Origin of the sequence: Acinetobacter amyesii (genome assembly GCF_002018365.1) — a bacterium.
Lineage (GTDB): Bacteria > Pseudomonadota > Gammaproteobacteria > Pseudomonadales > Moraxellaceae > Acinetobacter > Acinetobacter amyesii.
The window spans coordinates 1-26485 of record NZ_MVKX01000012.1; the positions used below are offsets into that span (position 1 = coordinate 1).

Genomic DNA, 26485 nt, shown 5'->3' on the forward strand with positions numbered 1-26485 from the left:
CTCTTAATGATCTTCTTGTTGGTTCGTCACCAGCAAGCTAGGTCGGCTATATTACTCTTTATTTCTAAAGAGTCAACCGGTAATTCAAATTATTTTTAAACTCATCAAATAAAACCCAACTTAATCAATTCAACCAAGTTATTGTTTTATCAGAAGTTTTAATCTTCATCACCGCCGATGGATGTGCATTCTACAGCATTTCAGGACCGTTGCAACACCCTTTTCCATTTATTTTTAATTTTTCATTACGTTTGTTTATTTATTCTACTAAATCAAGTTTTTTTACTTAAAAAAGTGCTTTTAGCGTACAGAAAGCATGCAATATGCCACAGGCACCCATAAGATAAACATTAAAATTGGCATAACACCGTGCACTTCTTCAGGTTTTCTATACAACCACTGAATAAATGGAATGGCGATACCAAATAATGTCGCCATTAATAACACATCTACAAACCCACCTTTCAGCAGTAGCCAGACCAAAACTGGCACACTCATCAACAAGCCAATTATCAATAAAACACAGTATTCGTATTTCCTGAGCTGCCATCGTGTGAACCCTTGAATGATCCAGAATTGTTCTGCAGATTCAAAATTTGATTTTAAGTCCATTTTTATCACGCCTAGATTGAATAAACTCAGTGCAATATAGACGGCACACATTAATTGGAATAATTGTGAAGCGGTAAAATCAAGGCTCATGATGTTCCAAGTATCTGCCTGTGTGGCGAACCAATACAAAATCACGACCGCAGTAACTGATATACCGATACTGACAATACGATGGGTTAGAAATCTTTTATGAAATGCCTGACGAATAATGAGTTTATTTTGATTGAGCCAGAGTGGGCTATATTTCTGTATCAGAAATACGCTAGGTACTTGCAGCTTTATTGGTTTTGATTTTCTGCCAAGCAGCCAAAATTTTATTGCCGCTATACAGATGAAAGTAGATAACAACACCGCAATGAGTTGAGCGTCCAATATCGCTAGACTCAAAATGGGCAAATATGTCAAAAGACAGACTAAAACCCAATATTGATTCTGTTGTAAAAACAGCATTTGTATAATTAATAAATTAAAGATCCAAAGTAGCATCAATACACTGATGCCAATGGAAGCTAAGAATTCATACTCAACCCAAACATATAGAAGCGCTAAAATAAATGGCAGTATCAGCAAAAAGCTTAAACTGCCTAAAAATTTAATTTCCACTGAAAAGCGACTTTTAAGCGTGATGGGCAATAGCGCTAGATAGCGATACCCTTCTCCACCACTCAAAGCTTTACGCTGTATCGCACACCAAAATACATTTAAGGCAAGAAAGCCTGTCCAAAGAAACAGGTTCGTAATTAATGATTTGCAATAAACCAAATCAATAATGGGCTGCACTAATGATAACAGCAGTCCAAATAGCATTGGCCCGAGAATTAATGTGACTAAAATAAGTAAATGCTTTTGCCGTGCAACTGCGTCTGCTGTGGTCTTGACATAAAATGTCCATCGGTATTTCAAAAGCGTTTTTATAATTGTTCGCTGCCCAACATGTCTTTGTCTAATCATGCCGCCTGCTCATTGGACTTTAGCCGATCTAGCTCGATGATTTTTGCTGCGAGACTGTCTCTAAATATAGGATCATGGCAAGATAATAGAATCAATTTCGTTTGGCTCTGCTGTAAAAGTATGCTTGTTAATTCAGCCAAGGCGTTTTGATCTAAGCCATTGCTCGGTTCATCTAAAATCAGTAAAGGTGCCGAAGTCATTAAGGCTGCGACCAATAAAAACTTTTTGGTTGTACCAAAAGACATGTCAGCAAATGGCGTGGCTAAATAGTTTTCTAATTTAAATTTTTCAATGAAGATTTGATACTGCTCATACGCTATCCCTCGAATATCAGATATTAAATTCAGAAACTCCTGCCCTTGTAAAAAATCATAAATAGGGCTTTTATCTGGCACATAGGCCACAAGTTTCTTGTATTCATTGTTGTAAGGGGCATATTGCTGATCATTAATCAAAATATTGCCTGCATCAAAATCCAACATCCCAGCAATCATCGCAAGTAAGGTGGACTTCCCTGCTCCATTCTCAGCAACAACAGCGACAATTCCGAATTCGCTTAACTCTAAATTTAAATTTGAAAATATACATTTTCCCGCAAAAGATTTGGACAGTTGCTGCAAGCGCAAAGAAACCATCATGGTTTTCCTAATTTATTGTCGTAAATTATTGATTTATTATTGATCTATCTTCACATATCTTGGATCAGAATTAAATAGATTGTTTAAGAGACAAATTTATTTTTTTCAGTGTTATTCACTATCTAAATACGCCAAAATCATCTTCGACAATTCCACTTTAAGCTGCTGTTCTGTAATTAAAAAACTATTATTGCTCACATAGTGCATCATGGTAAATAAGGTACTATTAATGATCACAAAAGAGCGATGTTTCAGCGTTTCAAAGTTCCAATGTGAATAATAGCGATTAAATAAATACATCCCAACTTCAAAAAAATGCTTTTCCAAAACCTGAGAGGCATCTGAATGACTGTATTGATGCCAATGTTTTAAGATCTCAATGAAGAAGCCACGATCAGCTTTCAACATATCAAAGCCAAACTGAATACAAAGTGGGATCACCTCATAAATACTGTGCTGCTCTTGCTCCACGACTATATTTTTTAGTGCTAACCCCAATTGTTCTGATTTTCTGAGCAGTAACTCTTCTACGATTTGTTCTTTATTTTCAAAATATTGATAAATCGACCCAACGCTCACGCCAGATTTTTCCGCAATTTTGGGCGTCGTCAGCTCCAGTAAACCTTGTTCTGCAATACACAACTGCGCAGCTTGCAAAATACTTTCCACGATCATTTTCGCGCGTTGTTGTTGTGGTCTTTTTCTCATTCTATTGCTCTCCAATGCGATAGTTTTATGCGAATTGAATGCGAATAAATATTCATATTAGTGTGGTATGCAACAATAACATTGAAGATCAAAACATGACCACTCACTTCAATACCCGACTGGCTTCATTTCAGGCCACGCAGCAATCTAATCTACTGAGTTTTCTGTTGTCTCATTTGACGGGTCAGGCTGCACAGCCAAATTACGCTCAATATCTTGCCCTCAATAAAGCCTTGCAATGTGGTGATCCACAGATGGAAAAAGTGCTCACGTGGATGATGCAGAACCCTAAGCAGCATCGTGAATATTTTGAAATTGCTTTATTTAAAGGTGTAGAACAGCTTCCCTTTCCTATTCCTGAACTCGAGCATTTTTTTAAGCATGTTGAACAAATACCGCCGTGGCTAGAGCCAGAAAAAATACAGCAAGCCCTTGAGTTCACCTATCGCCTAGGGATTAACAATGGCTTTATTTTGCGCGATCTTTCGCTCATGGTCGGTTATCTTTTCCCCGGTTTCAATCAGCCGCTCATGCTGACCGGTGCTTTAAATAAACAAGCCGGTACACGTCTGGCTGAGACCACAAAATGGTGGGTAGATATCACTGAAGAATGCGGACTCGAGCGTTTGCATGCGGGATTTACATCGACGATTTATGTGCGTTTTATTCACGCTTTGGTACGGCACCAACTCCAAAAAGGCAAAGACTGGGATTTTGCAACGTGGGGGGTGCCGATGAATCAATTTGACTTGGCGATGACCAATCTTGCCTTTAGCAGTGTGGTACTTTTGGGCATTCGCGCTTTAGGAATTTTTCCATCAAAACAAGAAACTGAAAGCTTTTTGCATTTTTGGCGCTATGTCGGCTGGTTGATGGGTATTGATGAAAAATGGTTAATTGAAAAAGAATCTGACGGTTGGAAACTGCTGTATTGGATGCAATTTGTACACCCCCAATCCGATGCAAGCAGTATGGCTCTCGGTGCCAGTCTCTCTAAGGAACCGTTTGAAAGGCAGTACAAATACCTTCGACCACTTCAGCAAAAACTGGCTTATCGACAACATCTGGAGCTGACACAATTTTTTATTGGCAAAAAACGCATGCATAAATTAGGGCTCAAACCCCAGTCCGCCGCATGGTTTGCCTATTATTTATTGGCTAGAAATCTCGTCCTATATTCAGGTGCTAAGCATGTTCCGAGTTTAAATCAAAAATTACAGCAAAAAGGCCGTGCAATTCAAAAACTCGGGTTAGCACTGTATCAAAGTAAGGCCAAACAACTGGCCAGTATGCACCAATAAAAAAAGCAGAGCGAACGCTCTGCTTTTTGGATGACAAATATCAAGATTTAGAATTTCATCGAAATACGTGCCCAATAATTGCGACCAATATTATTAAACTGTTGATCGGTCGCTAAACCTGTCCCTGCATCACCCAATTTATTCAAATGTTCGGTATAGGTTTTATTCAGGAGATTATCCACACCCACAGATACATCTACACCCTCATCAATATGATAAGTACCATTTAGAGACAGTGTGCCAAAACCTGCACTTTCTTTGAGGTCATAACCCACGATATTTCCTTGGTGCGCACTGATACGATTTTGTCCATCAACCACACGCCAAAACGCTCCCAAAGTATAATTATCTTGGATATAACGTAAGTTGATACGCGCTTCTAAAGGTGAGATTTGCGGTAATGGCTTGCCATCTGTGGTGTTTTTACCCCACGCATACATTGCGCTAACATCGGCTTGAATATGATCGCTAAATTGATAGCCAATCCCCGCTTCAGCTCCCGCAATGGTGGCATCGACATTTTTCGCACCCGCGCTAAAGGTTGAACCATGATCATGCTCACCTGTATTTGGATGGTCATGATAACTCATCAAAATAAAGTCCTGAATCAGCCCCGCATAGGCAGATGCCCATGAACTGAATGCTCCATGTTCATGTTGATAGCCCACATCTAACTGCAAGGTTTTTTCAGTTTCGACGCCATTAAAGGTGTTTGTTGTGCCCGCATTGCCATGTTTAGGGCTAAATAATTCCCAATAATCTGGCATGCGTTCCACATAGCCCAGACCGATATAGGTTTTACCATTGTCATGTTCAGGGTGCTTATTTTCAAAACGAATAAAAGCACTTGGCAAAGTTTCATTCAGCTCCGTGTAATAGCCACTCGCTTTCGAAGCTGCACGCTCATCTTTCACTTGCACTTGATCGAGACGAAGTCCTGAAACCAACTTATTGTTATCACTCAATTGATAACTGACTTCTCCAAAACCGCCATAGGACTGAAATGCCATATCTTGCGTTAAGGGCTTATTCATCGAAGGCATCATTTTCGACATCATGCTGCCGGCATGCTTATTATTCTGCGTATCCAGTCCAGTAATGAACTGCAGCTTATCCCATTCATGCGTTACCGCCATACGTGCATTTAACGTACGACGTGTAACCTGCATCGCCATTGGATTCGGCATCAGCATAGTCATACCATGATGGGTCATTTCAGCTAAAGGTGGCTCACGCAAACTAAAGTTGTCCATGATATGGTCGTTATAACTATAGTTGACCTGTGCTTCGATTTTTTTAATCACCTCAGTGACATTCTTTTTCTCGACACGAAGGCCTAAGCTTTCACGGGCAAATTGCGAACCATCCATTGAACGGCCTGCGTATACCGCCTCACCATCGGCTTTACCTCCGGTAAGTTCTACCCATGTATCTTCATTTGGTGTCCAACCGAATGCCAAATCTGTATTCCAGCGCTCCCAGTCTGACGGCACAGTATTACCATCTCCGTCTTGGTAGCTGTCTGCAACAGAACGGCTGGCATTTAGACGCACATATTTATGTTCATCCCCCACGGCCGCTTCGACATTATGATCTAAACGACCATAAGAACCGATCATCACACTGGCTTGACCACGGTAGTTTTTATCAGCATCGAATTGTTCAGGTTTGCGTTCAAACAAGACTGTTGCAGCAGAACCTGTATTGGCATATTGAACCGTTTGAGGTCCTTTAATTACTGAAATTCGGTCATAACTTTCAGGGGAAATATAAGAAGTTGGTGCATCCATACGACTTGGACACGCCCCTAGATTTTCTGTGCCATCGGTCAAAATTTTAATGCGTGAACCAAACATGCCACGGAAGGTTGGGTCTGCATTGGTTCCCCCATTTTTAATGGCACTAAACCCCACAATACTTTTTAAATAATCGGCCCCATCACTGGCAGGTATCGGTTGAATCGGCTGTTTGGGGTTGGCATGAACAATCAGGCCATTGGCATCATTCCCTTGATGTGATGTCACCACAATCGGTGCCAAAGTCTGTACGGCATTGGTTTCCGTCATCTCTACGGACATCTCTACGGACATCTCGTCAGCCATCACTGTAGTTGAATAGCAGGCAACACAAATTGCAGCCGCAAGAGGCTGTAGAAAAAATTTAGGCTGAGCCATGTTTATCTCACAAAATACATAAATAAAGGCGTACCTGAGTCCTCAAAGACCCAAGTTAAAAAAACGTCGGATTTATGCAGCGAGTGGCGGGGCTCGACCTTGCGGAAGTAAAAAGAGTTGTTGAAGAACAAACCAAACATGCTTGAAAGCTTTTTGAAAAGCAATTAAACGAACTTGAATTCGATCAAGCACTTCTTTTACATCAAGTTCAGGGGGCAAAACCAAATTGCCATAGACCGTACAATACTGACATTGATGACTGGCATCATGTTCATGGGCAGTATGATCGACTTGAACTTGCTCTACATGAGCGGAAGATGAATGGTGTGAATGTGCGGTATGTTCAGTATGAACATTGGGAAGTAAAAGTGCACGCGTAATGGTTTCGCAGACCGGAGCAACTTGATATTGCTTGGGCAACAATGGCTGTAAAAAAACAGCAATCTGCAAAAAAACGGCTGCAAAGGACAGCAGCACTCCACTACGAAACAATACAGGCAAACCCTAACATTTGTCTGGCGCAAGTATAACAAAGCCCAATCGAAATTGGGCTTGTCTCAGGTATTTTTTAACCGCGATCAATTAACGCTTAACTGCGACTTTATCTTTTTGACGTTGGCGAACCAATTTTTCCACTTTGTCACGTGCACGTTGACGTTTCAAAGGCGATAGATAGTCGACGAATAACTTACCATTTAAGTGATCCATTTCATGTTGGATACAAACTGCGAGAAGTCCGTCCGCTTCCACTTCAAATGATTGACCTTCAAGGTTAATTGCCTGAATTTTTACACGTGACGGGCGCTCAACTTTATCGTATATTTGAGGCACTGATAAACAGCCTTCTTCATAGGGCTGCGTCTCTTGCGTCAATGGCGTAATTTTGGGGTTAATAAACACCATGGGTTGATCTTTTTCTTCAGATAAATCCATGACTATCAGCTGAATATGGTGATCTACCTGTGTTGCTGCCAGGCCAATTCCCGGTGCTTCATACATAGTTTCAAACATGTCGGCTGCTAACTGACGAATTTCATCAGTAACTTCTTCGACTGGTTTTGCAATGGTACGAAGACGGGGATCGGGGAAACTTAAAATAGGTAATAAGGCCATACGACGTCCTCACTTATGCCATTGATCAAAAAACAAAATGAAGGAATGCTTCATCAAAAAATTGTGTGTAATATCGTTATTATAACGCAGTTACATACATAATTTTAGGAATTATGATAATGAAAAAGGTTTTGAAGGGCATGCCAACTTTTAGTGCCTTGGGGTTTAAAAAACAATTATTGGCACTTACAGTCTGTGTAAGTGTGGGGATGGGAATGGTCAGTGTTGCAGAAGCTGCCCCTGCTCGTAACGTCAATCCACCGTCATTAAAGGCAGGTGCGCCTCAAGTTTATGTGGTGAAAAAGGGCGATACGTTGTGGGATATTTCCAAGCGTTTCTTAAAAAATCCTGTGCGTTGGCCTGAAATCTGGGCGAGCAATAAACACGTTAAAAATCCGCATTGGATTTTCCCAGGTGACCGCCTATTAATGTGTACCTACAATGGCCGCCCAATCATCGGTAAAGATGAAGGCGATGGCTGTGAAGGCATTATTCGTCGCTATACAGGTGGCACTAAACTTCAACCACAAGTTCGTGTTGAATCCCTAAATAGTGCGATTCCGGTTATTCCATTGGAATATATTAAGCAATGGCTTGAGCGCAGCATGATTGTTGCAGCTGATTCTGTGGAAGGCACACCTTACATTTTAGGTACAGCTGATCAACGTGTATTGGCAGCCAAAGGCCAAACAGTTTATGCACGCGGCCAAGGTATGCAAGTCGGTCAACGATATGCTGTTTACCGTGAAGGCGAACCGTACATCTTTACCGATGCAAACGGCAAAAAATACAACGCAGGTTTAGAACTGACTCAAGTCGCTTCAGGTGTTGCCGTTCGTGGTGAAAATGACATTACCACTTTAGAACTAACCGATACTTATAATGCCGAAGTTCGTCGTGGCGATCGTGTTCTTCCTGAATATGACCCAATGCTGCCAACACTGTTCTATCCAACCAATGCAGAAAATGTCACTGCTGGCGGTAGTATTGTTCGTGTCATGGGCTCGATTGGTACTGCAGCGGTTCACAGTGTTGTGACGATCGACCGTGGTAGCTTGCAAGGCGTTCAATCTGGTCAAGTCTTTAGCGTGAACCAAAAAGGTGAAATCGTGACTGATCCGAAAACCAAAGAACGTGTTCAACTTCCAGGACAACGTATTGGCAACATCATGGTATTCAAAACGTTTGATAACTTAAGCTATGCTTATGTACTTGAAAGCGAATTACCAATCAAAGTGGGTGCAACGATTCAGCCACCACTGATGGATGACTAAGACCAAATCCATAAAAAATGAGGCTGTATTCAGCCTCATTTTTTATTATCCAACAACGATATCACTAATAATTTTAAACCATAAAAAGAAGACATATTCAAAGGTCTCATTATGCTCAATTCATTGACTGACTTGCATTTAGATTACATTCGCCTGTGGTTTGTGGTGCAACACTCACTTCGTAGTTTCTATAAAATTCAGCAGCACTATCCTGCCCTACACCACGCCCTTAAGCCTGATCAAATCACCACTTGGAAAAAATTAGGACTGCATAAAAATCATTTACAGCGCTTTGAAGAATTTCATAGCCCAAGTGGACAGCTTAGTTTTGAAAAATGTCTCAAGGATATTGAACAATACAGTGACTTTGTACTGATTCCTGAAGATATAAACTATCCACAACAGCTGTTACCTTATAGCGACAAGCCGCCCATTCTATTTGGACAAGGCAATGCTCAAGCCTTGATGCAACCGCAAATTGCGATTGTGGGTAGCCGCAAACCCAGTCCCCAAGGTCGACAAATTGCCTATGATTTTGCTTATTATCTGAGTGAGCAAGGGTTCTATATCAATAGCGGTTTAGCACAAGGAATTGATGAAGCGGCACATCGCGCTGCCATACAACACCACAGAACCATTGCCGTGATGGGCACAGGTTTAGATCAAACTTATCCGACCGCACATCAGAGTTTAAGACAAGATATTATTCAACATGGTGGCACCGTAATCAGTGAGTTTCTACCGTACACTCCACCCCTGCAACACCATTTTCCACATCGAAATCGTATCGTCAGCGGGCTCAGTCTTGGCGTCATCGTGGCGGAAGCGGCATTAAAAAGTGGCTCACTGATCACGGCTCAGCGTGCTGCCGAACAAGGTAAATCTATTTTTGCCATTCCAGGCCATATTTATAGTGAGTCGCATCAAGGTTGCCATCAACTCATACGCGAAGGTGCAATTTTGATTGATCATCCACAACAGGTCATTGAAGACTTGGCATTGGCTACACAATGGCAATCGCAGGCTGCCAAAACCTTAACAACCACCGAAATAGCGACACCCGAAACAGCAATACCGGACTCCCCTCCACCCGAACCTATCCCAGAACATTTAATTGCGCTGTATCGGCAACTCGATTGGGTCGGCCAAAGCCTTGATCAATTGTCCATTCAACTCAAAATTGATACCGCGACATTGACCAGTCAACTGATGGAATTAGAGTTAATGGGCTATGCCACACAACAAGCCGGACACTACTTACGTTGTCGAATGGGTAAATTAGGTTCACAATAGTCCTTTGTCGAATCAGATAAGGTCTATAGAAATGATTACCACCTCTGTTGCAGAAGCAGCTTCCTGTCTTAAAAAAGGTCAGGTTCTCGCATATCCTACAGAGGCTGTTTGGGGATTGGGCTGTGATCCCTACAATGAGCAAGCCTTTCTCGAAATTTTGCGCTTAAAACAACGTCCCATTGAAAAAGGCGTGATTCTATTGGCTGCCAATGTCGCTCAAGTTGAACACCTGCTCCAAGGCTTAACAGAAGATATGCGTCAACAAGTCATTGCGACCTGGACTAACCGTAAACCCAATGAACGTGCAACCACATGGTTATTACCGGCTGGCGACCATATTCCAACATGGATTAAAGGCAATCATCCAAAAGTCGCAGTCCGTGTGACTACCCACTCTTTATGTGTGGCTTTATGCCAAGCTTTTAATGGCTTTATTGTGTCTACCAGTGCCAATCCGGCGGGATTAACCCCTGCACGTTCCTTACAAGAAGCCAATCAGTATTTTTCCAATGAACTCAATTACTTAAATGGTGATCTCGGCCTAAGCAAAGAACCAAGCAAAATTATTGATGCTGAAACAGGTGAAATCATCCGCGCATAAGCTCGGATGCCTGTCTACACCTGCCTTTTGGGAAAATACAGACAAAAAAAAGCTCAGCCATATAGGGATGGCTGAGCATAAAAAAGGATGTGTATAAAATCACATCCAGAGGGTCTTGCAATCTCTGGGTAAATATCAAGTAATTATTAAGAATTACTTCATCATTTACGATGAAAGTATTATGTAATATTTTTTTAAATTTAACAAATAGATTTTTTATATAAATAAAACTACTGATAAGCACTTTATTTGTGATTTTATAACCACTTAGTCAAAATATGTATCTATTTTTGATTGATTTTTAAGACGAGCATTTATTTTTTAATTCAGTTTTACACTCAAAAATCCATTTTCAAAAGATTTGCTCTATAAAAAAATAAGTTTGTTTGCTTATTTTTTAATCAACACTTCTCGTAAATTTTCAACTTTTTACTGGATTTACTTACGCTGCGCCAAGATCACCCCAGTAATCGCCATCACTGTGCCGACACTATGATAAAACATCCACTGCTCAGCCAACCAGAAATAGGCAATAATCGCGGTAAATACCGGCATCAAATTCATAAAAATACTGGTGCGATTCGGGCCGAGATGTTGTACAGCCAACATCCATACCAACGGTGCAATCAGTGATGGAAAAATTGCCGCATAAAATACACTTGGCGCATTCGCAGAATTAATCGCGTCAATGCCTAAATACAACACGAATGGCAAGTGATATAAAACGGCAAAGAAAATTTGTACATATAAGCTCAACAGTAGCGGAAGTTTCAATTGCCATTTTTTTAAAAACACCCCATAAAAGGCATAAAAGAACACTGCGAAGATCATGAGGATATCGCCGAAATGTCCGCCCATATTCAGTAATTGACTGAAATCTCCTTGCGCAATGACAAACAATAGCCCCGTAAATGAAATCGCACAGCCCAAGATGGCATAGCGATTGGGCACATCTTTCAGTATGAAAAATGCAACGGCAATCGTAAAAACAGGGATAAAGGCATTGATGATGCCCATATTGGTCGCCGTCGTATAATGCGCAGCGGTATAGCCCAAGCCTTGATATAACACCATGCCAAAAGCACTCAGCACAGCCAATTGCTGCCAATGCTGCCCGATAAGCTGCCTTTGCTGCCAAACGGTTTTCAGCATAAAGGGAGTCAGGATCAAAAATGCAATAAGCCATCGATAAAAACTGATACTGACCGGTGAAATATAATCAGTTACATAGCGGGTGACGGTAATATTCAACGACCATATAAATACCGCGATCAGAGGCATACAAATTGCAAATTTCGCCCAACGCGCTTGAAGCAACATGTCTGACTCCTCAATATATTGTGCAAAGATTGGTCTAGGTATTTTGAGTGATGTCTGTTTTAATTGAAATACATGATTTCAGACATTTATATTGTAGTTCAGACATCGATACCTAGGCATATATGACATCAGCACCGATTGAACAACAAATCGAGCTTTTTGAAGCGCACTACACCACATTAGATACGGTCTATCCGCACAGTTGTCTTTGGGGTGATTTTAATTTTTGTCTCGATGGTATTTTCGAGTATGAGATACAAGGACAACACCATCTCTCACCAGCCAGTTATGGGGTGTGGATTCCCCCACATACAGAACATTGCTCGGTCGCGATTGATGAACAACCCATTCATTATGTGGCAATCCGACTTGCACCTGATCTTTGCATAGATTTCCCCAAGCAGACTGAAGTATTTAGCATCCAGCCTTTCTTTCGTTTATTGGCGCAAGAAATTTTGGCCTTTCCTACAGAGCAACATACCACACCACCCTATCGACACCTGCTACAGGTCTTATTCGACCAGTTAAAAACAGCACCCAAACATCAACATTATTTACCGCAAAGCCATGATGTGGTGTTAAAGCCGATCTTGGCGCAGCTCGCAGATGTAGATCATTTTAGCTTGAGCCTACAGCGATGCTTAGCCAATGTGGGTTTAAGTGAGCGTCAGTTACTGCGGCTGAGTCAGCACGAACTACAAATGAGCCTTTCTGAATGGCGAAACCGTGCCAAAATTATTTATGCCATTCAACAACTCCGCGCTGGTCAGTCTATTAAAGCTCTCAGCTATGAATTGGGTTATCAACACAGCTCAAGCTTTATTGAGTTTTTTAAACGCTATACAGGAAAAACCCCAAACCAACATCGTGCCACTAGTTAAATGCCAAGCACTCAAGCAAGCATCAGCTCGAATTCTGCAAACTACTACAAAAATTATGCGAAAAGCCTATCGATAAAAGCTTGCTGTTCACCAGATTTCCCTTTAAAACAAGGATGAAAGGCACAACTTCAATTAGGAACGAATATGTCAGCTTCAGTTTACGATATCCCGGTAAAAACCATACAAGGTGATGACACCACACTCAATCAATACCAAGGCAAGGTTTTATTATTGGTCAATGTAGCCTCTAAATGTGGGCTAACACCGCAATATGAAGGCCTAGAAAAACTCTATACAGAGAAGAAATTACAAGGTTTTGAAGTCTTAGGTTTTCCTGCCAATAACTTTTTAGAACAAGAACCTGGTTCTGAAGCTGAAATTCAAGAATTTTGCTCGATCAACTACAAGGTCGATTTCCCACTTTTTGCAAAAATTTCTGTTGCAGGCGCGGATAAACACCCCCTTTATCAAACCTTAACCCAAGCCATTCCTGAACGCATTGGTGAAGGCCCATGGTGGGATGATTTAGTCGAATACGGATTAACACCAAATCCAAAGCCTGAAGTGCTCTGGAACTTTGAAAAATTCCTCGTGAATAAACAAGGCGAAGTTGTGGCACGATTTGCACCAGACATCAAGGCAGATGATGCTCGTATTGTCGATGCCATTAACGCTGAATTAGCCAAATAATTCGACAATATTTCAATCTCTCAGTTAAGATTATTATGATTTTAACTGAGATTGATCATTTTAAAATATCGCTATAATAGCTATTAATTATCATATAATGATAATTTACATAATTTATTCATTATTTTAATATTTCACATACACATCGTTCAAAGTTTCCCTGTAAATACTCATTATGATGAGTCTTATCAAATCACATTCAGCAGTAAACAGGTGAACTTATGAATACATTAATGAAAGCTATCGTTTTATCTATTTCGACAGCACTTGTTGCTGCTCCAGCAATGGCTGCACCGCAAAATAGCCAACAACATGCACCTGCGCATAACCAAAATACGAAAGCTCAACAGCACACTAAACAAAACACACCAGTAAAAAACCAAAGCCAGAACAAGAAAAAAGCCGTAAATCCATCACATGATTGGCGTTCTGGACAAAAAGTACCTTCTGAATACCGTGGTCATAGCTACAAAGTAGACCACACCAAATACAAAAAATTGTCTAAACCAGGCAAAAACCAGCAATGGATTAAAGTGAATGGCGACTACATTTTAATGAATGCTGTCAGCCACGCCATTATCAAAATCATTGCGGGTTAAACCCACCAAAACATCAAAAGAGGGCAAATGCCCTCTTTTTTTGTTCAAGCGATTATTTTGTTATTGCTTTGCAACAATCTATTTTTAATCCACATTCTACCCCTATATTCAAAGCATAGACTTAACACATAGTGATGATTGAATGAAAAAGCTTGTGCAGAATGCCCTTCTCCCTTTTGCCATTTTTAGTGGTGTTTTGGTGCTGATTGGCTGTGAACCTGCCACAGCACCGCAACAGGAACAAGAAATCGCAGCAGAAAATGATCATTCTGCAACAATATCAACAAACGAAGATCAATCCGCGACACAAAGTCAGGTGACAGATCAAAGCCAATTAAAAAGCGGCAATATGTTTTATATCGTTCGTGATGTTGCGGATATGCAACTTAAAGCCGGCAATTATGTTGAGCAACTCAAACAAACGCAGGTCGATTTAGAAGCCGCAGTCAGCAACCAAGATCATCTCCAATTGCAAAAAGCGGCAACCCAGCTGCAACAGCAGCTCAAAGGTTTCAATCAAGCATTGAATGATTTAAATCTAAAAAGCACTGAGATTAATGATATTCGCAGCAATTTACAGGCAGCGAATCAGCAAGTATTGGCCTCACCTTTTCTCAATGGACAAGTCGATTTAAGCAAAGTTGATTTTCAGAAAATTCAAAATCAAATGGGCAATATTCAAGCTGAAATGCTGAAATTGGCAGGTATGTTGATCCAAGATCAAGCTGGAAAAAGCTCATCTACTGCACCCACTGAAACTGAATAAATAGCGAAATCTAGCATTTCCATTGCATTCCACCTGTTTTAAATCAAAAAAGCGTTAGACCTTGAGCTAACGCTTTTTTCTTACAGTTCCGCTATAGAACACGACTGTTTTTCCTTTTAGATTAATGCTTAATAATAAAGCCAATGATGGAACAGTTATGTCAAACGCTGTGATTTATAACATTACACCCATTACCTTTCGTTTAGATTTAAAAGATCCTTTCTTATTTACTGCTCATCATATTGATCATTTTCCTGCTGCAAATGCAGACATGGGGCCAAAAACAGCCGCAGAAAAAGATGAATTCAATATGTATTATGGCGATGTGGTTCCAGGTTTTCCAGAGCATCCACACACCGGCTTTGAAACCATTACCTTGGTTGAACAAGGCTATGTCGATCACTTTGACTCATTAGGCAATGGCGGACGCTATGCTGCCGGTGATGTGCAATGGCTATCCACAGGCAATGGCGTTGAACACTGTGAAATGTTCCCCCTACTGCATGAAGATAAAGCCAATCCTTTTGAACTTTTCCAAATTTGGTTTAATTCATCGGCCGAACAGAAAGCCCATGATGCCGACTATAAAATGTTTTGGCGTGAAGAGATTCCTCACGTCTTTGAAACGGATAGTGAAGGAAAAAAATCGGATATTCGCGTGATTTCAGGACAGTTCAAATCCACCGATGCCATTTCCCGACCGCCACACTCATGGGCGGCTGCCGCAGAAAATAAGGTCAACATTTATTTAATCACCATGCAAGCAGGTGCAGAATTGGTGATTCCCTCAACAACAAGTAGCTCAAACCGTTTTGCTTATTTTTATCAGGGCAATACATTAGAAATAGAAGGTCAAACCATTCAAATGAAGCATTTGGTTGAACTCCAATCAGATGCCGACGTCCATCTCAAAGCAGGCGGATTAGAAGCACGGATTCTATGGTTAGAAGGTGAACCGATTAATGAACCCGTGGCGATGCGCGGTCCATTTGTGCTGAATACCACTGAAGAACTCGATGCGGCTTTTAAACGCTATCGTGAAACCCATTTTGGAGATTGGCCTTGGCCGTCGCCTGCACCGGTCTTCAAACGTGATCAGGCTCGATTTGCCAGTTATGAAGGCGGTAAACGTGTAGAGCACCCAGAACAGGAAAACTCACAAGCGTCTTAAAGTTCAATTAGTTGGATTAAGCAATTTCATAGGTATTACAGTTTTTATCTTGTCCAAGTGCGCGTTGAACATCTTGTTTAAAGCGTGCTTGGGCAAAGGTATATTGCTTCGGCAAAAATAAGGTAATACGTGTCGTCTGTGGATCTAAACTTTCGACCAACATTTTATGCAAATACGCCCCATGTTCAGTTCGTGCCATCAATGTCCCTTGCTCCAAATGCTCTTCTAAACGATTATCGGTATAGACGTAGCGATTGTTCGCGGTAAACGCAACACAGTGATTATAGGCTTGTCGCAGATTTCGAAAGGCGGTCAAATATGGGATCTCAAGCTCCGTACTGATCCCATTATCAACCGATTCAGCGACAAGTGCAGCTTCAGTCGGAAGATTGGGTGTCGTGACGTACTGGCTTTGGCATGCAAGGAGCAAACCACAACAAAGACACAGCGATAAACTGGTAAAAAATTTGAGCATACAGACCTTTGTAACTTGTTCTTATTTATTTTGCAGCGATTGTAGCAAAACTGGGTTGCTGATTTAATACTCTATTATTCATTCCATGCTTTCATTGCAGGCACCATGCAGCTGATTATTTTTACAGGCGTTCAAGCCTCTGGCAAATCAACCTTTTACATGTTGAATTTATATCATAGCCATTTACGTATTAATTTGGATATGTTGAAAACCCGACATCGGGAAAATATGATCTTTGAAGCAGGTTTGGCATCCAAAACCAAAATGGTGATTGATAATACCAACCCAGATCGGGAAGCTCGTGCTCGCTATATCCAACGCGCAGTTAATGCAGGGTTTGAAGTGATTGCTTATTATTTTGAAACCGATTTGGACAGTACCTTAAAGCGCAACAGTTTTCGTGAAGGCAAAGCCCATATTCCAGAAGTTGGCGTGCGTGCAACCTATCGAAAGCTTCAAGTGCCGTCACAGGATGAAGGCTTTGATCAAATTTTTAAAATTAAAATTATCAGTCACGGTGAGTTTTCAATTTTACCCATGCATGAATAACGAGTATTAACCTGCTTCTTGGCTATCTTGCCATTTTTTAAAAGCCGATTGCATGGCCTGACGTTCATAAGGTTTCACTAAACGACTTTCTAATGAAGCAAAATCACCTTTATAAGCAGCAGCGACCATCGATTTAGCCAGCTCTTGAATACTCACACGCCCACGGTGTTCATATTGTTGAACTTCTTCATGGGTGAGTTCAACATCCCAACATGACACGACAGAACTGAGATCAACCGCAATGCTCAAGTAATATTGATCAAAATCTTGATAAAGTTCCCAAAAATGCGGCTCATAGGCAATAAGGTTCATGGTGCAATGCTAGCTGATTGAATTTAATCACTATAAAGATTGTATTGAATAAAATATATTCAACTTTAGATTGATCAGTTTTTCAAAGAATTTAGGGATAAAAAAACCACCCTTTCGAGTAGTTTTTTATCTACATATGAACCTTTATTTCAATGCGATGGTGGCTTTGCTGCAATTACCGCCTTGTGCAAATGCATATTCGCTAACGGCCTTTTTTCCTGTTTGCTCATCAACCAGTTTTAAATTTGCCCCACCTACAAATGCGCCCATTTTAATAAATTGCTGAACAAAATATTGTTTACCTGCTTCAGTTTCAATATCCAAATGGTTAGGTGAAAATTCTGATTCAGTCGAAATTGTATGTTTTTGATTACCCACTACTTCTTTATAAAAAAATACTCCACGAGAGGTTTCACCTAAACATTCCCCATCTACCCATACATCTTTCTTTAAGGCAGCGCCTTTCACAGAAGCTGAGCGATATACATAAATTCCTGCATTGCCTTCTTGTGGGGCATTTAGTTGTTTTACTGCTGCTGAAGCATTTTGATCTGCTTTAGGTACGGATGCACACCCAACAAATCCCAAAGATAATAGTAATGTGAAAAAGATTTTATTAGACATCATTAATTCCATTGATATATTTTTAAGCATATGAAAAATAACAATTAATCAAAATATAATCAAATTTATTTATTATTCAGCCATAAAAAAACCACCCTTTCGGGTGGCTCTTTCAATCTCAAACTGCGTCTTATTGAGCGCGGTTTTTGATTTTGCGGATGGTTTCCAACTGAGCAGCAGTTTCTGCAAGAGCAGCCAAAGCAGCAGCTGAGTCCAAGTCGCTCTTTTGATTTGCTAACAATTGTTCAGCTTGTTTACGAGCTTCAATAATTGCTGCTTCATCAAGGTTGTCAGCACGTACTGCAGTATCTGCAAGTACAGTAACAACGTGCGGTTGAACTTCTAGTACACCACCTGATACATAGATTAATTCTTCTGTACCATTTTCAAGCAGAACGCGGATTGCGCCCGGCTTGAGCAAAGTTACTAGTGGCGCATGGCCAGGCATAATACCCAACTCACCACCAGCACCTTTAGCAATTAGCATAGTTACAGTGCCAGAGTACAAAGACTCTTTAACACTTACAACGTCACATTGCATAGTTGACATGAGAATCTCCTAAATTAGGTAACTAATTAAAGTTTCTCAGCTTTAGCAATAACTTCGTCAATACCACCAACCATGTAGAACGCTTGTTCTGGAATGTGGTCGTATTCACCAGCTAGAAGACCTTTAAAGCCACGAATTGTTTCTTTAAGCGGTACAAGTTTACCAGGAGCACCAGTAAACACTTCAGCTACGTGGAACGGTTGAGAGAAGAAACGTTGGATCTTACGTGCACGGTATACAGTAAGTTTGTCTTCTTCTGCCAATTCGTCCATACCAAGAATTGCGATAATGTCTTTCAATTCTTTGTAACGTTGAAGAACGTTTTGAACTGAACGAGCGATTTCGTAATGCTCAGTACCCACTACAAGTGGATCTAACTGACGTGAAGTAGAGTCAAGTGGATCGATCGCTGGGTAAATACCAGAAGATGCGATGTCACGGCTCAATACAACAGTCGCGTCCAAGTGAGCGAAGGTAGTAGCAGGCGATGGATCTGTTAAGTCATCGGCAGGTACGTATACCGCTTGGATTGACGTAATAGAACCAGACTTAGTAGACGTAATACGTTCTTGAAGAACACCCATCTCTTCTGCAAGAGTCGGTTGGTAACCTACTGCAGATGGCATACGACCTAGAAGTGCTGATACTTCAGTACCCGCTAGTGTATAACGATAGATGTTGTCGACGAACAATAGAACGTCACGGCCTTTACCGTTTTCGTCTTTTTCGTCACGGAAGTACTCAGCCATAGTCAAACCAGTCAACGCTACGCGTAAACGGTTACCTGGTGGCTCATTCATCTGACCGTAGACCATTGCTACTTTGTCTAGAACGTTAGAGTCTTTCATTTCGTGATAGAAGTCGTTACCTTCACGAGTACGTTCACCAACACCAGCAAACACAGATAAACCTGAGTGAGCTTTTGCGATGTTGTTGATCAACTCCATCATGTTTACAGTTTTACCAACACCGGCACCACCGAACAGACCAACTTTACCACCTTTAGCGAACGGGCAAAGTAAGTCAATTACTTTAATACCAGTTTCTAAAAGGTCAGTAGAAGCCGCTTGTTCTGCATAAGAAGGCGCTTGACGGTGAATTGGTAAACGAGCTTCAGTACCAACAGGACCAGCTTCGTCGATAGGGCGACCAAGAACGTCCATGATACGACCTAAACATGCAGTACCTACAGGTACAGAGATAGGCGCGCCAGTGTTAGTTACAGTAAGACCACGCTTAAGGCCTTCAGTAGAACCCATTGCAATAGTACGAACTACGCCATCACCAAGTTGCTGCTGAACTTCTAATGTAGTTTCAGTACCATCAACATGGAGAGCGTCATAGATCTTAGGAACGCTGTTACGTTCAAACTCGACGTCGATAACCGCGCCGATGATCTGAATGATACGACCGCTACTCATTGCTGTCTCCTCAATTCAAACTAATAATGTTAAACGGCAGCGGCACCACCAACGATCTCAGAGATTTCCTGAGTAATCGCGGCTTGACGCAGCTTGTTATAAATAAGTTGTAGGCTCTTGATCAATTCACCCGCGTTATCAGTTGCAGCTTTCATTGCAACCATACGAGCAGACTGTTCACATGCGATGTTTTCAATCACACCTTGATAAACCATAGACTCAATGTAACGAACCAATAAACCATTTAAAAGCTCTTCAGCTTCTGGTTCATAGATATAGTCCCAACCGTATTGACGGTTTAGACCTTCGCTTTCCTCAGCAGCTGCTAAAGGAACAAGCTGTTCGATTTTTTGGTTTTGAGTCATGGCGTTGACAAAGCCGTTTGACACTAGATAAATACGATCTAACTCGCCTTTATCAAACGCGTCTAACATCACCTGTACAGAACCAGTTAACTGTTCAAGACTCGGAGCATCACCTACGTTTGTAGTTGCACCAAGAACTTTACCGCCGTAGTTTTTAAAAAACGAAACCGCTTTTTGACCAATTAAAGCAAATTGAACTTCAATTGACTGCTCTTGTTGCTGTTGTACGTGTTTTACCACTTTTTTGAACAAGTTAATGTTCAAACCACCAGCAAGGCCACGATCTGAAGAAACAATGATATAGCCAACGCGCTTTACAGGACGTTCAACCATATAACGGTGTTTGTATTCAGGATTCGCTTGTACCAAATGAGCAATTACACGGTGCATATTTTCGGCATACGGACGGCCTTGAGCCATGCGCTCTTGCGCACGACGCATCTTAGAAGCTGCTACCATCTGCATCGCGCGAGTAATTTTCTGCGTGCTTTTGATACTAGCTACTTTGGCGCGAATTTCTTTTAAATTTGCCATACGCTTAACCTAGTATTCGAAAGCCCTTTCGAGCTTCCGAAGGTTGATCCGTGAACCAAACCAAAACCAGATTCAACACAGTTGAATCTTAGTAAGTTTGAGTCGCTTTAAAGCTTTCAATACCTGCTTTGATTGCTGCTTCGATTTCTTTATCGTAAGCACCAGTCTCGTCAATTTTTTGCATTAACGCAGCATTTTCTGAACGGAAGTAAGAGATCAACGCAGCATCAAATGCAACGATTTTCTTCACTTCTACGTCAGCCATGTAGCCTTCGTTAGATGCATAAATTGAAACAGCTTGGTCAGCAATTGAGTATGGAGCATATTGTTTTTGCTTCATAAGCTCAGTTACACGTTGACCATGTTCAAGCTGTTTACGAGTTGCTTCGTCAAGGTCAGAAGCGAACTGAGCAAACGCAGCTAATTCACGGTATTGCGCAAGAGCGGTACGGATACCACCTGACAATTTTTTGATGATCTTAGTTTGAGCAGAACCACCAACACGTGATACAGAGATACCCGCGTTCACAGCAGGACGAATACCTGCGTTGAATAATGATGTTTCTAAGAAGATCTGACCGTCAGTAATCGAAATTACGTTTGTAGGTACGAATGCAGATACGTCACCGGCTTGAGTTTCAATAATCGGTAATGCAGTTAATGAACCAGTTTGGCCTTTAACTTCACCGTTAGTGAATTTCTCAACGTAGTCAGCAGATACACGTGAAGCACGTTCAAGTAAACGTGAGTGTAGATAGAATACGTCACCAGGATATGCTTCACGACCTGGTGGACGACGTAGAAGCAATGAAATTTGACGGTAAGCAACAGCTTGTTTAGACAAGTCATCATAAATGATAAGCGCGTCTTCACCGCGGTCACGGAAGTACTCACCCATTGTACAACCAGCATACGGAGCAAGATACTGCATTGCTGCAGGATCAGCTGCAGCAGCTGCTACAACAGTTGTGTACGCCATAGCGCCAGTTTCTTCTAGCTTGCGCACAACGTTAGCGATAGTCGATTGTTTTTGACCAATTGCTACGTATACACATTTAATGCCAGAATTTTTCTGAGCGATGATCGCATCGATCGCCATAGCTGTTTTACCAGTTTGACGGTCACCGATGATCAACTCACGTTGACCACGACCAACAGGGATCATTGTATCTACTGATTTATAACCAGTTTGTACAGGTTGATCCACTGATTGACGCCAAATTACGCCTGGTGCTACTTTTTCAACAGCATCAGTAAGTTTTGCGTCAATAGGGCCTTTACCATCAATTGGGTTACCCAAAGCATCTACTACACGGCCTAAAAGTTCTGGACCAACCGGAACTTCTAATACACGACCTGTGCAACGAGCTTTTTGACCTTCTTGAAGGCTTAAGTAGTTACCTAAGACAACGGCACCCACTGAATCCTGTTCTAGGTTCAGTGCCATACCAAATAAGCCGCCGTCGAATTCGATCATTTCACCGTACATTGCATCAGCAAGGCCGTGAATGCGCACAATACCGTCGGAAACCATAACAATGGTCCCTTCGTTCTTAGCGGTCGCGCTGGTGTCCAGATCGCCGATACGCTGTTTAATGAGCGCACTGATCTCGGATGGATTCAGTTGTTGCATTGCGCTATACCTCAATCTTTTTAAAGTTCAGTCTTCGAGCTGTTAAGCAAGAAGACGAGTCCGCATTTTTTCAAGCTTGTTAAGCGCAGAATCATCTATCACTTGGTCGCCTGCACGAATAACTACACCCGCGATTAACGCTGGGTTAACTTCTACAGAAACATTTACGGCAGCTTCGAATTTTTTCTCTAATGCATGCGCAAGTAATTGTTCTTGTACAGAAGTCAATGGGAATGCAGATTCAATCACTACATCCACAGTATTGTTATTCTGTGATTTGAGCTGTTCGTATTCTTCTGAAATTTCAGGAAGAAGTGCCAGACGGTCATTATCGGCAAGCAATGTCAAAAAGTTTGACACTGCTGCAGTCTGGTCTTCACCTAAAACTTTTGCGAAAACACTTACCTGCTCAGCAGGAGTAAGCTCAGGGCGATTTAGATAAGCTGAAAATGCTTCGTCTTGCACCGCAGCACTGAGCAAATTCAATGCATTTGACCAAGCGTCAGTTGCATTTTGCTCAGAAGCGTAAGCAAATGCTGCTTTAGCGTATGGGCGTGCCAACGTCAAGAGTTCAGCCATAATCCGCCTCTCTTAAAGTTTAGCAGCCAGCTGAGTCAGCATGGCATTGTGAGCTTCTGCGTCAACTTGCTGGTTCAGAATTTTTTCTGCGCCAGTAACTGCAAGAGCAGCAACTTGTTGACGTAATTCTTCGCGAGCAGCATTGATTTCAGTATCAACAGCTTCTTTAGCTTGTTGACGAATACGCTCACCTTCAGCCGCAGCTTGAGTACGCGCTTCTTCTACCAATTGCGCACCACGACGGTTCGCTTGTTCGATCAATTGAGCCGCTTGTGCTTTAGCCGCGTCTAATTCAGCTTTCACTTGTGCTTGCGCATCCGCAAGGTCAGCTTTTGCTTTTTCAGCAGCGTTTAAGCCATCAGCGATTTTACGCTGACGCTCACTAATCGCATTGATTAGTGGTGGCCATACAAACTTCATGCAGAATGCGACAAAAATCGCAAATGCAATCGCTTGGCCAATCAATGTGAGGTTGATATTCATTGCTATTCCTCAATAGTTTAATTTAGGAATTAAGCTGATTAACCTACAAATGGATTAGCGAAGATGAAGAACAAGCCAATACCAACACCGATCATAGGCACAGCATCAAGAAGACCTGCGATTAAGAACATACGAGTTTGAAGTTGTGGAGCCAATTCTGGTTGACGAGCAACAGCTTCTAAGAAACGGCCGCCTAGAAGACCAAAACCAATCGCAGTACCTAAAGCACCAAAAGCGATCAAGATAGCAGATGCAATTGCAACTAGACCTAAAGTGAGTTCCATGATAATTCCTCAGAGGTTAGGTTTATACCAAATTAAGTTAAAAAATTGTGTGCCCAACCACCCTTTGACAGTTGAGCAATACCATTAATGCTTTTCGCTAGCCATACTCATATATACGATAGTCAACATCATGAAAATGAATGCTTGTAACGTAATAACAAGAATATGGAAGATCGCCCAAGGCACAGACAACGCCCACTGGATCCAGAACGGTAGTAATGCGATCAAGATGAAGATCAACTCACCCGCATACATGTTACCGAACAGTCGAAGAGCCAATGAGATTGGACGTGCAATAAAAGTTACTAATTCAAGAATAATGTTTACTGGAATAAGTAATGCTTTTAAAACTGGGTTACTTGGGTTAAATGGGTTAAGTGCAAATTCTGCACCGAATCCGACAAGACCTTTCTCACGGATACTATAGAAAATAGTTAACGCAAATACTGATAATGCCATACCCAAGGTAATGTTAGGATCAGTAGATGGAACGATTTTGAAGTAAACGTGGTGAGGATCCATACCAAACACGTTAGCACCGATCAATTGAGCTGTATAAGGAATCCAGTCAACAGGGATCAAGTCCATCAAGTTCATGAGGAAAATCCACACGAAGATGGTCAACGCTAACGGCGCGATTAAGCGCGATTTGCCATGGAAAGTGTCACGGACACTTGAGTCAACGAACTCGATAATCATTTCGATTGCAGACTGGAACTTGGTCGGAACACCAGAGTTTGCAGCTTTCGCTACAACCCAGAACAACAAACAGAAAACAATACCAAGGCCAATAGACCAACCCATTGAATCCAAGTGAATAGCAGTGAACCCCATCTCTTGAGCTTCTTTAGCAGTCTCAGCTAACTTCCAAGTACCATCTGGCATTTTGCCATAGGTCAAGTTAGTCAAGTGATGCTGAATGTACTCGGTCGAAGTAAGGGCATGTTCTTCAGCAGCCATAAATCACACCTGGTCAATGTCAAAACTAATAGAGAAAACGAATATCGCGTGCTGCCTGATATCTCGTTACTCTCCAAAAAACTTTTCAATTTTTTGTTGTGTTTATACTCGTTTTTTTAAGCGTGTTGCCCAAAAAGGAGCGACCCACGACATACTTTGTACGAGCATAAAACCACAAAACAATGCCACCGCTGACAACGGTTTGACATTGATCAAAATCAAAATGAATCCAACAATCACGATTGCAAACTTGCCCATTAAGCCACGATACATGTTTGACAGCACCTGTTTAGAGGCACGGGCACCAGCCGCACGAAACGACTGCCATGAAAAGTAGCTACTTGCTAGCCAACATACCAACGCACCCAAAGCTGCACTATATGCTGTGATTGTGTCTTTAAAGACCCAACCAATCAGGGCTGAAACAGGAATCATTACTGCTTGTAAGATGACTAAAGCTTTCGCTAATCGTCGATCAATCATGCGACTAGTTCGACTCATTTTTGTTCACTCACAGCAATTCTGCTTGACAAGTTTAACTGATGATTATTTTTAATCGCAGGCATTATAGAGTTACACCCCTTAACTTGCAATCTTTTCCCGACCTTAGTCGTGTTTTTTTAAATTGGCAAACTGCTTTCAAACTAATCAATAGTTGTTTATTTTTTACTTTACTTTCGTGCATTTAGTGTGCATTTCAGAGTTTCATCAGCCAACATCTTCCATGCTGTTACAAAATCCCCTGCCCCACTCATCGTTTCGTCAACCGGTTGAAAGACGATACCACCGAGCTTTTGATACTGATTTTGACTGGCATGTGCTTCTGCAAGTAAGCATACTTTTGGCTGCGTGCGATGGTCTTTCAGGTATTTGATTTGTGCCAATGTCGGCGCGACATGTGGATCATCTGTCAACGCACCGGTAAATTTCAAATTCAGTGAGCGCTCAAGATATTGATAGGCATCGTGGTAAGACCAGTAAGGTTGAGCACGGCTCGACACATCGGTTTTTTGTGCTGTGACCAAGAGTTTCTGCGCAAATGCACGCGCATTGGCCCAATATTTTTCACGATGTTCTGGAAACTGTTGTGAACGTAACGCGGCTATAAAAAAGCCGATTCGAACCGCATTGTTTGGTTCAAGCCAGACATGCGTATCAATTGTGCCTTTTAATGCATTGCCACGCACATCCCGTAATGGCAACGCACTGATAATGCCTGAGTCTAAAATAGCGATACTTTTGCCACTTTCACCCAACATTTTTGCCAATGGTGCTTCGTGTGCATGGCCTAACCATAAAACGAGATTGGCATCTTGCACGGTTTTACGGTGCGCAGGCGTCAAACTCACATCATGTCCAGATTGATGGTCAAGCAGTAGTTTGGGCTGCTCTACGCCCTTGAGTACATCTTTTGCGATTAGATAAATCGGTTGTGTAGAAACAACGAGACCTTGCGCCCAGCTCATCACACTGAATAAAGCCAAACTACAAAAAAGAAATACACGGGACATGGGGAGAGAGCACCATAAAATGAATAGTGTTATAATATAACAAAATCGTAAAAAAACCTACGTCTGTTCGTAAGTCCTTACGCTTCATGTTAAGATTTAAAGTCTTTTTCTTT

At 41.5% G+C, this 26485-nt stretch carries 30 protein-coding genes; 10 read left to right on the plus strand and 20 right to left on the minus strand.

Features of this window, described 5'->3' with window-relative positions; all coding sequences use genetic code 11:
• Positions 1-300 precede the first annotated feature (300 nt).
• The 3 genes from B1202_RS15250 to B1202_RS15260 form a co-directional block, all read right to left on the minus strand.
• Positions 301-1563 carry a hypothetical protein gene (locus B1202_RS15250; RefSeq protein ID WP_078191454.1) on the minus strand — a complete coding sequence of 421 codons (1263 nt, stop codon included), beginning with the start codon at positions 1561-1563 and terminating at the stop codon, positions 301-303.
• The gene (locus tag B1202_RS15255; protein ID WP_078191455.1) at positions 1560-2201 is read right to left on the minus strand and encodes an ABC transporter ATP-binding protein; all 642 of its coding nucleotides are present in this window, start codon (positions 2199-2201) and stop codon (positions 1560-1562) included. Before B1202_RS15255 ends, B1202_RS15250 begins: the two co-directional genes overlap by 4 nt.
• Before the next feature lie 111 nt (positions 2202-2312).
• Positions 2313-2909, minus strand: coding sequence for a TetR/AcrR family transcriptional regulator (locus B1202_RS15260; RefSeq protein WP_078191456.1), 597 nt, complete (start codon positions 2907-2909; stop codon positions 2313-2315).
• A gap of 95 nt (positions 2910-3004) precedes the next feature.
• Here B1202_RS15260 and B1202_RS15265 point away from each other — a divergent pair, with 95 nt between their 5' ends.
• On the plus strand, positions 3005-4210 hold the full coding sequence (locus tag B1202_RS15265) for an oxygenase MpaB family protein (protein WP_078191557.1): 1206 nt from the start codon (positions 3005-3007) through the stop codon (positions 4208-4210).
• A 47-nt stretch (positions 4211-4257) separates the two neighbouring features.
• Here the strand turns inward: B1202_RS15265 and B1202_RS15270 are convergent, their stop codons facing one another.
• The 3 genes from B1202_RS15270 to def all read right to left on the minus strand — a co-directional run bounded on the left by B1202_RS15270 (position 4258) and on the right by def (position 7497).
• Positions 4258-6312, minus strand: coding sequence for a TonB-dependent copper receptor (locus B1202_RS15270; RefSeq protein WP_416202536.1), 2055 nt, complete (start codon positions 6310-6312; stop codon positions 4258-4260).
• Positions 6313-6456: 144 nt separating this feature from the next.
• Positions 6457-6876: a DUF2946 family protein gene (locus tag B1202_RS15275; RefSeq protein ID WP_143221628.1), complete on the minus strand. Its 420-nt coding sequence runs from the start codon at positions 6874-6876 to the stop codon at positions 6457-6459.
• Positions 6877-6966: 90 nt separating this feature from the next.
• Positions 6967-7497 carry a peptide deformylase gene (gene def, locus B1202_RS15280; RefSeq protein ID WP_078191459.1) on the minus strand — a complete coding sequence of 177 codons (531 nt, stop codon included), beginning with the start codon at positions 7495-7497 and terminating at the stop codon, positions 6967-6969.
• Positions 7498-7616: 119 nt separating this feature from the next.
• Between def and B1202_RS15285 the strand changes: the two genes are divergently transcribed.
• The 3 genes from B1202_RS15285 to B1202_RS15295 all read left to right on the plus strand — a co-directional run bounded on the left by B1202_RS15285 (position 7617) and on the right by B1202_RS15295 (position 10665).
• Complete coding sequence (locus B1202_RS15285; RefSeq protein ID WP_078191460.1) at positions 7617-8771, plus strand: LysM peptidoglycan-binding domain-containing protein; 1155 nt, start codon at positions 7617-7619, stop codon at positions 8769-8771.
• Positions 8772-8882: 111 nt separating this feature from the next.
• Entirely contained in the window at positions 8883-10064 is a 1182-nt protein-coding gene (dprA, locus tag B1202_RS15290) for a DNA-processing protein DprA (protein ID WP_078191461.1), read from the plus strand.
• 31 nt (positions 10065-10095) lie between these two features.
• The gene (locus tag B1202_RS15295) at positions 10096-10665 is read left to right on the plus strand and encodes an L-threonylcarbamoyladenylate synthase (RefSeq protein WP_078191462.1); all 570 of its coding nucleotides are present in this window, start codon (positions 10096-10098) and stop codon (positions 10663-10665) included.
• 438 nt (positions 10666-11103) lie between these two features.
• Here the strand turns inward: B1202_RS15295 and B1202_RS15300 are convergent, their stop codons facing one another.
• Positions 11104-11985: a DMT family transporter gene (locus tag B1202_RS15300; protein WP_078191463.1), complete on the minus strand. Its 882-nt coding sequence runs from the start codon at positions 11983-11985 to the stop codon at positions 11104-11106.
• A 122-nt stretch (positions 11986-12107) separates the two neighbouring features.
• Between B1202_RS15300 and B1202_RS15305 the strand changes: the two genes are divergently transcribed.
• From B1202_RS15305 to B1202_RS15325, 5 genes are all read left to right on the plus strand, one after another.
• Positions 12108-12866 (plus strand): AraC family transcriptional regulator, encoded by a 759-nt coding sequence (locus B1202_RS15305; protein WP_078191464.1) that lies wholly within the window; start codon positions 12108-12110, stop codon positions 12864-12866.
• Positions 12867-13010: 144 nt separating this feature from the next.
• On the plus strand, positions 13011-13556 hold the full coding sequence (locus B1202_RS15310) for a glutathione peroxidase (protein ID WP_078191465.1): 546 nt from the start codon (positions 13011-13013) through the stop codon (positions 13554-13556).
• A gap of 221 nt (positions 13557-13777) precedes the next feature.
• Complete coding sequence (locus tag B1202_RS15315; protein ID WP_078191466.1) at positions 13778-14155, plus strand: RcnB family protein; 378 nt, start codon at positions 13778-13780, stop codon at positions 14153-14155.
• 142 nt (positions 14156-14297) lie between these two features.
• Entirely contained in the window at positions 14298-14921 is a 624-nt protein-coding gene (locus B1202_RS15320) for a hypothetical protein (RefSeq protein ID WP_078191467.1), read from the plus strand.
• Positions 14922-15078: 157 nt separating this feature from the next.
• Positions 15079-16092 carry a pirin family protein gene (locus tag B1202_RS15325; RefSeq protein WP_078191558.1) on the plus strand — a complete coding sequence of 338 codons (1014 nt, stop codon included), beginning with the start codon at positions 15079-15081 and terminating at the stop codon, positions 16090-16092.
• Positions 16093-16108: 16 nt separating this feature from the next.
• On the opposite strand, the gene B1202_RS15330 is transcribed toward B1202_RS15325, so the two are convergent.
• On the minus strand, positions 16109-16567 hold the full coding sequence (locus B1202_RS15330) for a hypothetical protein (RefSeq protein WP_078191468.1): 459 nt from the start codon (positions 16565-16567) through the stop codon (positions 16109-16111).
• Positions 16568-16672: 105 nt separating this feature from the next.
• On the opposite strand from B1202_RS15330, the gene B1202_RS15335 reads away from it, so the two are divergent.
• Positions 16673-17116: an AAA family ATPase gene (locus B1202_RS15335; protein WP_078191469.1), complete on the plus strand. Its 444-nt coding sequence runs from the start codon at positions 16673-16675 to the stop codon at positions 17114-17116.
• A 6-nt stretch (positions 17117-17122) separates the two neighbouring features.
• Here the strand turns inward: B1202_RS15335 and B1202_RS15340 are convergent, their stop codons facing one another.
• The 12 genes from B1202_RS15340 to B1202_RS15395 form a co-directional block, all read right to left on the minus strand.
• Complete coding sequence (locus B1202_RS15340) at positions 17123-17428, minus strand: hypothetical protein (RefSeq protein WP_078191470.1); 306 nt, start codon at positions 17426-17428, stop codon at positions 17123-17125.
• A 144-nt stretch (positions 17429-17572) separates the two neighbouring features.
• Positions 17573-18052 (minus strand): DUF2846 domain-containing protein, encoded by a 480-nt coding sequence (locus tag B1202_RS15345; protein WP_078191471.1) that lies wholly within the window; start codon positions 18050-18052, stop codon positions 17573-17575.
• Between the two features lie 130 nt (positions 18053-18182).
• Complete coding sequence (locus B1202_RS15350) at positions 18183-18602, minus strand: F0F1 ATP synthase subunit epsilon (RefSeq protein WP_078191472.1); 420 nt, start codon at positions 18600-18602, stop codon at positions 18183-18185.
• A 26-nt stretch (positions 18603-18628) separates the two neighbouring features.
• A complete protein-coding gene (atpD, locus tag B1202_RS15355; RefSeq protein ID WP_078191473.1) occupies positions 18629-20023 on the minus strand; it encodes a F0F1 ATP synthase subunit beta in 1395 nt (464 codons plus the stop codon).
• 29 nt (positions 20024-20052) lie between these two features.
• Positions 20053-20922, minus strand: a complete 870-nt coding sequence (gene atpG, locus B1202_RS15360) for a F0F1 ATP synthase subunit gamma (RefSeq protein WP_078191474.1) — start codon at positions 20920-20922, stop codon at positions 20053-20055.
• An 88-nt stretch (positions 20923-21010) separates the two neighbouring features.
• Positions 21011-22555, minus strand: coding sequence for a F0F1 ATP synthase subunit alpha (gene atpA / locus B1202_RS15365; RefSeq protein WP_078191475.1), 1545 nt, complete (start codon positions 22553-22555; stop codon positions 21011-21013).
• A 42-nt stretch (positions 22556-22597) separates the two neighbouring features.
• Positions 22598-23134 (minus strand): F0F1 ATP synthase subunit delta, encoded by a 537-nt coding sequence (locus tag B1202_RS15370; RefSeq protein WP_078191476.1) that lies wholly within the window; start codon positions 23132-23134, stop codon positions 22598-22600.
• A gap of 12 nt (positions 23135-23146) precedes the next feature.
• Entirely contained in the window at positions 23147-23617 is a 471-nt protein-coding gene (locus tag B1202_RS15375) for a F0F1 ATP synthase subunit B (RefSeq protein ID WP_078191477.1), read from the minus strand.
• 38 nt (positions 23618-23655) lie between these two features.
• Positions 23656-23901 (minus strand): F0F1 ATP synthase subunit C, encoded by a 246-nt coding sequence (gene atpE, locus B1202_RS15380; RefSeq protein WP_000424060.1) that lies wholly within the window; start codon positions 23899-23901, stop codon positions 23656-23658.
• A gap of 84 nt (positions 23902-23985) precedes the next feature.
• Positions 23986-24861, minus strand: coding sequence for a F0F1 ATP synthase subunit A (gene atpB, locus B1202_RS15385; RefSeq protein ID WP_078191478.1), 876 nt, complete (start codon positions 24859-24861; stop codon positions 23986-23988).
• 102 nt (positions 24862-24963) lie between these two features.
• Complete coding sequence (locus tag B1202_RS15390; protein WP_078191479.1) at positions 24964-25362, minus strand: ATP synthase subunit I; 399 nt, start codon at positions 25360-25362, stop codon at positions 24964-24966.
• A gap of 170 nt (positions 25363-25532) precedes the next feature.
• Entirely contained in the window at positions 25533-26372 is an 840-nt protein-coding gene (locus B1202_RS15395; protein ID WP_078191480.1) for a metal ABC transporter solute-binding protein, Zn/Mn family, read from the minus strand.
• Positions 26373-26485: the final 113 nt, after the last annotated feature.